10 protein-coding genes, 1 tRNA gene and 1 pseudogene are annotated in these 7,176 nt (G+C 66.7%); 6 read left to right on the top strand and 6 right to left on the bottom strand.

Annotated features, from left to right (window positions below; translation table 11 throughout):
- The first annotated feature begins 364 nt into the window (after nucleotides 1-364).
- The 4 genes from DM816_RS45005 (at nucleotide 365) to DM816_RS38880 (ending at nucleotide 1,366) form a co-directional block, all read left to right on the top strand.
- Complete coding sequence (locus DM816_RS45005) at nucleotides 365-553, top strand: hypothetical protein (RefSeq protein ID WP_246002624.1); 189 nt, start codon at nucleotides 365-367, stop codon at nucleotides 551-553.
- Complete coding sequence (locus DM816_RS45000; RefSeq protein WP_342768801.1) at nucleotides 534-758, top strand: helix-turn-helix domain-containing protein; 225 nt, start codon at nucleotides 534-536, stop codon at nucleotides 756-758. Before DM816_RS45005 ends, DM816_RS45000 begins: the two co-directional genes overlap by 20 nt.
- Nucleotides 759-896: 138 nt before the next feature.
- Nucleotides 897-1,226 (top strand): site-specific integrase, encoded by a 330-nt coding sequence (locus DM816_RS38885; RefSeq protein ID WP_162908282.1) that lies wholly within the window; start codon nucleotides 897-899, stop codon nucleotides 1,224-1,226.
- Between the two features lie 8 nt (nucleotides 1,227-1,234).
- Entirely contained in the window at nucleotides 1,235-1,366 is a 132-nt protein-coding gene (locus DM816_RS38880; RefSeq protein ID WP_117215487.1) for an integrase, read from the top strand.
- An 89-nt stretch (nucleotides 1,367-1,455) separates the two neighbouring features.
- Here the strand turns inward: DM816_RS38880 and DM816_RS38875 are convergent.
- The 5 genes from DM816_RS38875 to DM816_RS38855 form a co-directional block, all read right to left on the bottom strand.
- Nucleotides 1,456-1,531 (bottom strand) — tRNA-Ala (locus DM816_RS38875).
- A 93-nt stretch (nucleotides 1,532-1,624) separates the two neighbouring features.
- Entirely contained in the window at nucleotides 1,625-2,230 is a 606-nt protein-coding gene (locus DM816_RS38870; protein WP_246002622.1) for a YqgE/AlgH family protein, read from the bottom strand.
- A 32-nt stretch (nucleotides 2,231-2,262) separates the two neighbouring features.
- On the bottom strand, nucleotides 2,263-2,871 hold the full coding sequence (locus tag DM816_RS38865) for a nucleosidase (protein WP_117215486.1): 609 nt from the start codon (nucleotides 2,869-2,871) through the stop codon (nucleotides 2,263-2,265).
- Between the two features lie 71 nt (nucleotides 2,872-2,942).
- Nucleotides 2,943-3,833, bottom strand: a complete 891-nt coding sequence (locus DM816_RS38860; protein ID WP_117215485.1) for a hypothetical protein — start codon at nucleotides 3,831-3,833, stop codon at nucleotides 2,943-2,945.
- A 26-nt stretch (nucleotides 3,834-3,859) separates the two neighbouring features.
- Nucleotides 3,860-4,150, bottom strand: a complete 291-nt coding sequence (locus tag DM816_RS38855) for a hypothetical protein (RefSeq protein ID WP_162908281.1) — start codon at nucleotides 4,148-4,150, stop codon at nucleotides 3,860-3,862.
- A gap of 182 nt (nucleotides 4,151-4,332) precedes the next feature.
- Between DM816_RS38855 and DM816_RS38850 the strand changes: the two genes are divergently transcribed.
- Complete coding sequence (locus DM816_RS38850) at nucleotides 4,333-5,937, top strand: M28 family metallopeptidase (protein WP_117215483.1); 1,605 nt, start codon at nucleotides 4,333-4,335, stop codon at nucleotides 5,935-5,937.
- Here the strand turns inward: DM816_RS38850 and DM816_RS38845 are convergent.
- On the bottom strand, nucleotides 5,927-6,739 hold the full coding sequence (locus tag DM816_RS38845; RefSeq protein ID WP_117215482.1) for an AAC(3) family N-acetyltransferase: 813 nt from the start codon (nucleotides 6,737-6,739) through the stop codon (nucleotides 5,927-5,929). The genes DM816_RS38850 and DM816_RS38845 overlap by 11 nt on opposite strands.
- Nucleotides 6,740-6,818: 79 nt before the next feature.
- Between DM816_RS38845 and DM816_RS38840 the strand changes: the two are divergent.
- Nucleotides 6,819-7,176, top strand: a pseudogene (locus DM816_RS38840) (hypothetical protein); the annotation flags it as partial.

Below are 7,176 nucleotides of genomic sequence, written 5' to 3'. Positions count from 1 at the left end.
GATCCGATCGGTACCGGCAAGACCCGATGGGCGGTGCGTTGGAAGCCAGTCCTCAACGCTTTCGCCATCACGTTCGGTGACCGGTTCCCGGCCGCCGAGAACTACTGAAGATCCGCCGGAAACACCGTTACTGAAACAGACCCGTCTCTAAAATGGATGGATCCACCTCAGACGTATGGCGGACAGATGTTTCGCACGAATGGGGACGAAGAACTTCCGGCTGCAGGGAGTAGTCCCGGCCAACACCTACCAGCCGTTGTGCCGTTGCTAGTGCCGTGTCCACGAACGTTCGCCGGGTTGGTTGATCAGTTCGACATGCCGGTCGGTTGCGGGACCGTGCGTGGGTGGCGCCGATGCTGTCGGGGTGACAGAGCCTGTTCGGGTACGGCGTCTGAGTGATCAGGAAGGCCAGCGTTTGCAGCGGATCGTGCGCCGCAGCACCGGGGCGGTGGTGCGTTACCGCCGTGCACTGGTTGTACTCGCCTCGGCGGGCGGCAACAGCGTGCCGGTCATCGCGCGCTTGGTGAAGGCTGATGAGGACCCGGGTGCGTGAAGTGATTCACCGGTTCAACCAGATGGGGATGTCCAGCCTGGGCCCTCGGTGGGCGGGTGGCCGTCCCTGCCGCATCAGTGGCGAGGATGAGGCGTTTATCGTCGCGACGGCCAACGCCCGCCCCATCAAGTTGGGGCTGCCGTTCACCCACTGGAGTCTGCGTAAGCTGGCTGATTCCTGGGCGCCAACCCGGACCAGATCGTGACTGTCGGTCGGGAGCGGCTGCGGCAGCTTCTGCACAACACGAAATCACTTTCCAGCGAACCAAAACGTGGAAAGAGTCGACCGACCCGCAGCGGGAGGCCAAGCTTTCCCGCATCGAGCACAGCATCGACCTCGATGGATGGGGCTTCGCGTTAGACGCGCCACGGCGGAAATGGAGGACGGCAGCCAGCATGACGACGATCCGAAGTCGCGAGCGGGCAAGCGGCCCATCAGCTTGCCGCAGGCGCTACGAGCCGACATCAAGCTCCACCTTGAGCGTTACGCGCAGCCTGGAGCGACTGGGCGGCTGTTTGTCGGGCCACAGGGCGGCATCCCGCGCCGGAGGAACTTCAACCGGGTGTGGAAGAAGGCGCTCAAAGATGCCGGAATCCCGAACGACATGGATCTCCACCTGCACGACCTCCGCTACACGGGTAGCACCTGGTCGGCTCGAAGCGGGGGACCCTGAAGGAGCTAATGGCCAGGATCGGGCACTCCAGCACACGAGCCGCCATGATCTACCAACACGCGACACGCGATCGCGACGAGGCCATCGCTGCCGCGCTGGACGAGCTGATCGAGGAGGCGAGAAACAAGATCAAAGACTGATCTGGCACGCGCATGATCCACGGATGGAAACACGGAACGCCCTGGATTTGAGGATCATGTCCCACCAGGGCGTTTTTCTTGATCAAAATTGGTGGAGCTGAGGGGACTCGAACCCCTGACCCCCACACTGCCAGTGTGGTGCGCTACCAGCTGCGCCACAGCCCCAAAAACCTGGTTTCGGCCCCCACCCCGGCGGAGGCACCTGCGAAATAGTACACGCCCCCCACTTGATCGCGAAATCAGGATACGTAGTGCGTGTCAGTTGAGGTGGGGGTCGGGTGGGAAGTGGGCGACAGCGGCGGTGAGGCCGCCTTGGCGGCGCAGGACGAGCTGCCAGAGGTCTTCCGGCTGGGCCAGGAAGGGATCACTGGGCAGGGCGCTGAAGACGAACCACGAGCCTTCCTCGATTTCCTTTTCGAGCTGCCCGGCCCCCCATCCGGCGTATCCGTGATAAACCCGGACATATTCCAGCCTTTCCGCCACGCGGGCCGGCTCCTGGCTCAGGTCCAGGGTGCCGATCTGCCCGATGATGCGGCTGAACCCGACGAAGCCTGCCACGCCCGGCTTTGCCCGCGCCACGCAGATGGCCGAGTCCGGCCCGACCGGCCCACCCTCGAACAGCACCTGCGGCCCGCTGACCAGAGGTTCCCAGCCCGGCAGCACCTCGGCAACACTGACGCCGGTGGGCCGGTTGAGGACCACTCCCAGCGCACCATCGGCCTCATGCGCGAGCATGAAGACCACGGTCCGCTCGAAGTGCGGGTCACGCAGGGTTGGCATGGCGACCAGCAGGTGCCCGGTATATGACTTCACCACACCTCGCCCCAGGTCTTTCGGCGTCATCCACGGATCTCGCGATGCCATGTCTCGCACCCTAGCGAATGCCACGCGAATTTCTATGACCCTTGCGCGGGCGAAACGGCCCAACCTCGCTGTGCCGCATATCCGGCCAGCCAGACGCCCAGCGCCCGCGAGCATTCGGCAACCGTCGATGTCCAGCTCTTGACGGCTTGGCCGTCCGCCGAGTCGCTCACGTGTTTGCAGGCTGTGACAGGTACCCCCAAAGATAGGGCAGCAGCCGCCACGGCATAGCCTTCCATGTCTACCAGGTCCGCCCGCTCGGCCAGCGCAGCCGCCTGTTGGGGATCCGACACAAAAACGTCCCCGGTGGCCAGCGCCAGCCCCGAGTCGGCCAGCCGCAGCGGCGCCCCGTAGGCGCGGCCGACCAGCGCCTGGATGCTGTCGCCGTCGAAATCGTGTTGAAGAATTAAGCCTATTTCGTTGGTACCACTCAAGCCCGCGCGCAACGCGCCCGCCGTCCCCAAGTTGATGATCTCGCACGGCCGCACCGGCCCGGACAGCGCCCACGTCACGGCGATCGCGGCGCACACCTTGCCCACACCCATCACCAGCACGGGAAGGTCGGTCCCCAGATAGGCGGCCTCTTCCGGCATCGCGACCACGACCAGGGGCCGGTCGGGCGCGAGCTCACCGATCAACTGCATGGGCGGGAGTGTAGTTGCGGCGGGCTGATAGGGGAGGAATCAGCCCGCCGCGGGTCTTCTCACGAAAGGGGTTACGAGAGGTGGGACTGCATCAACAGCACCGGCTGGCCCGTGATCGCGTCGAGGATGACCCGGTTGCCGATCGGCTTGGCCGTGCTGACCTGCACCGGGTGCAGCACGAGCTGCGCGGTGCACGCCATCTCCGGCCCCGGCGGGGTCACCGACCCTCCGATCACGACCACCTGATCAGACTCCCAAACCAGTCCTGTCATGTCCTTGTCGCAAGCCCCGACGCCGAGCCGGAACTCGATCACCGAGTCCTTGACTGCCACCAGGTCTTGCGCGCTTGCCAGCGCGGCGTCGCGGCTCCATTCCGGAATGGACGGTGTTGGCAGCGGTTTTGTCACTTCCGGGGACACCGCGACCCGCGCCACGGGGTTCTTGATGCCCTCGATGGTGAACTTCCAAACCGGTACCTGTGCCACTCCTCGGCTTGTTCTGACCGGCGCCGTCCCCGCCTCGGCCTTGGTCACGTCGAGCGACACACAGGTCGGACAGCCCGCGTCGCCCTGGTCGATCGCCTTGTACGCGTCGGCTGCGCTTACCGTTGGTACCTCCTGCTTGGTGCCGTCCGGGTAAACGATGGCCCCCGTGCCCGCCTGCGCGGGCAGTTGCGCCGAGGTGGTGAACCAGCCCGCCTGGAACGCCATCTTGGCCTCGCTGCTGGGGAAGCCGTCCTCGGGTGCGATGGTGAGATCCTGCACCGGGACGAATCCCTTGGTCCAGTCGTCACCGATTCCGCCGGCCTGCCAGGCCACCGCCACCTGGGCGGCTCGCTGGTCGAACGCGGACTTGTCGTTGTCGGGCGCCCCCGGACCGCCCGTATCCGGGGCCTTTGCACAACCTGTCGCGGTCGTGGCGGCGGCGACGAGAACAACAGCCAGGCACAGGAGACGTCTCATACGGGCTTGGACGCGGATCGAGCCTTTTAGGTTTCACCGCCGAGGTCGACGCCGTATGCCTGATAGAGGAGATCGGCGGCTCTCTGCCGGTATGCCGTCAGCCGCTGCACCAGGTCGTCGGCCGCACTTTCGTCGACCCTGCGGCTGTCGTGCACTTCCCGCGACAACACGTCGAACGCGGCGAGGATCGCCCGCCGGTCGGATTCGAGATCTGCCACCGTGTGGGCCAGCCGGGGCGCGTCGGCGATGACGTCCCGGATCTTCGGCGCGGGATCCAGCACGGTGGCCTTCAGTTCGTCCAGGGGTGGATACTTCACGATCACCTCCTGCGGTTGACGTCCTGCTACAGATGGTGGCGTGTGGTTCACCCGCTGTCTACCCATACAGCCAAAGTCAATCCGGGAAACGGACATCGGGCCCATAATCACATGCGGCTATTCACATGAATCACTGCACCCTCTATCCTCACGCGAACAGACAACCCCTGTGAGGAGTACGGATGAGGAAGTACTCGATTGTGCGTGGGCTCATGGCGCTGGCGCTCGCGGGCGGTGTGGCGCTGGCCATTCCCACCTCCGTGGCGGGCGTGCAGGTGCTCGCGCCACCCGACATCTCGCTCGCCAACATGCGGGCCCACCTGCAACAGTTCCAGACCATTGCCACAAACAACGGCGGGAACCGGCGCTCCAACACCAGCGGCTACACCGCATCGGTGAACTACGTCTACGACAGGCTGGTCGCGGCCGGGTACTCGGTCGTGAAGCAGAACTGCACGTCCGGCTGCACGAGCGGGTCCGGGCCCAACGTGATCGCCGACTGGCCGGGCGGCGACCCCGAGCAGGTCATCATGCTGGGCGCCCACCTCGACAGCGTGTCCGCCGGGCCTGGCGTCAACGACAACGGGTCGGGCTCGAGCATGCTGCTGGAGATTGCGCTCGTGCTCGCGGCCCAGAACCCGACGCTCACCAAGCACGTCCGCTTTGCCTGGTGGACCGACGAGGAGCAGGGCCTCAACGGGTCCGAGTTCTACGTGGCCCGGCTGAGCTCGGCCGACCGCACGCGCATCAGGGGGTACCTCAACTTTGACATGGTCGCGTCCACGAACGGCGGCTACTTCATCAACCGCATCACGAGCGCGCTCGGGCAGACCCTGAAGGCCTACTACGACTCGATCGGTGTGCAGACCGAGGAAAACACGGAAGGGGTCGGGCGGTCAGACGACGCGTCGTTCAACGCCGCCGGGATCCAGACCTCGGGCGTGGCGGCGGGAGCCTCCCGCGTGAAGACCGCCGCTCAAGTCGCCAAATGGGGTGGTACGCAGTCGGCCTTCGACCCGTGCTACCACCGCTCGTGCGACACGTTCCCGAGCAACATCAGCGACACCGTGCTCAACCGGGCCGCGGACGCCGCGGCCTACGCGTTGTGGACGCTCGCGGTGGGCACGCCCGCCGGCAACGACTTCTCGATCGCGGCGTCGCCCGTGTCCGGGTCGGTCAACCCTGGCTCGTCCATCACCACGACCATCAACACGACGGTCACGAACGGCGGCGCGCAACCGGTCACGCTGTCGGCGACCGGGCTGCCGAGCGGCGTGACGGCGACGTTCAGCCCGGCCTCGATCACCTCCGGTGGGTCGTCGACGCTCACGCTGAGCGCGGCCGCGAGCGGGTCGTCCCCCGGCACGTTCACCGTGACCGTTACCGGGACGGGGGCGGACGCGACGCGCAGCACATCGTTTGCGTTGACCGTCAACGGCGCGCCGGGTTGCAGCGGCACGAACGGCACGGACGTCACGATCCCGGATCTGTCCACCGTGGAGTCTTCGATCACGATCGCGGGTTGTAGTGGGAACGCCTCGGCCACATCGGCGGTCGAAGTGCACATCGTCCACACGTACAAGGGCGATTTGATTGTGAATCTTGTCGCGCCGGACGGCACCCTCTACCTGCTGCACAACCGAGCCGGAGGCAGCGCCGACAACATCGACCAGACGTTCAGCGTGAACCTGTCGTCGGAGGCGAGCAACGGCACATGGCGGCTGCGGGTACGCGACGCCGCGTCGGCCGACACGGGCTACATCAACAGCTGGACGCTTACTCTGTAACGGTTTGGCGGTGCTTGGAGAACCAACCGACCGCGAAATCCACGGCCGCGTGCTGGCGCATCAGCCGGCACGCGGCCGCACCGACCGGGCCCATCGCGACCGCGCCGGTGTCGTCGAAGTCCTCGCCAAGGCGTTCGAAATCGTGCTCGCTGATATCGACGTCCTCCCACCAGACCCACGCGCGCCGCCCATCCTCGAAGATCGCAGCGCCTTGTCGGAGCCGGGGCGGTGCGGGCAGGCGATACTCGGCCAGGTGAAGGGACGTGTTGCTGTCGTGCCCCACCCCGAGCAGCAGCACATCACCGTCGAGCCGAGAGACCGCGCCGAGCGGGGACGACTCGCCGAGCATGTCGTCAAGCCGGTGACCCGCAACGACTTCCTCCGCTGCCGGGCCAAGCGCGGCGAACGACACCTGCGGATGGGCGCTGCGGCGTGCGCCCGGCCAGGTCCGCACCGTCTCGGAGATCAGGCCCATCCAGCGGCTCGGGGTGACCGCCGGGTCGAAGGCGGGCATGTGCTCGCGGATCACCGGCCACCACGATTCGGGGACTGGCGGGTGCTGCCATGCGGCGGGGTCGGAGTTGTCGGGGGTGTGCGTGGGCACGACCAGGGTGCCGTCGGGGCCCAGCGCGTCCAGCAGCGCCTGGACCACGGCAACCGGGCCACCGCACACCCAGCCCAGCGATTTGAGCGACGAGTGCACCAGCAGCACCGACCCGGGCCGCACGCCCAGCGCCGCCAGCTCGGCCGCGAGGCTCCCCCGCGTCCACGGCGAACCCGCCAGTTCCGTCGTCGTATCCATAGTGCAGTCGATCAAACCACATCCGTCCAGCGTGGACTACGAATTTCCCGGCCAGACCGACGCAGTAGCATCGCTGCCCGTGAGCGGGATGCTGGAGTGCAGGGTGTGCGGTCACGGGCCTGCGGCGGACGTGGTGCTTCGGGCTCACCGTGGCTACATCGCGATGGTGCGAGTCGTGGCGGAGACCGGGCCCTACTGCCGCGACTGTGGGCTGGCCGTGTTTCGTGAGGTGACGGCCGAGACCATGCTGCACGGCTGGTGGAGCATCGTGTCGTGGGCGGTCGCGCCGGCCGTGATGCTGCTGAACCTGCGCGCCCGCCGGGCCGTGCGGCGCCTGCCCGAGCCGGCCCGCCTGTCGGAGCCTCATGGCCGCGTGCGTCTCGCCTCGGCCTCCCACCCGCCGCTGTCGGCCAGGCCCGATGACCCCCTCTCGCACC

It is taken from the genome of Allorhizocola rhizosphaerae, assembly GCF_003426775.1.
Lineage (GTDB): Bacteria > Actinomycetota > Actinomycetes > Mycobacteriales > Micromonosporaceae > Allorhizocola > Allorhizocola rhizosphaerae.
The sequence above is the reverse complement of the archived record's forward strand: the minus strand, read 5'-3'. Positions and strand labels throughout refer to the sequence as shown.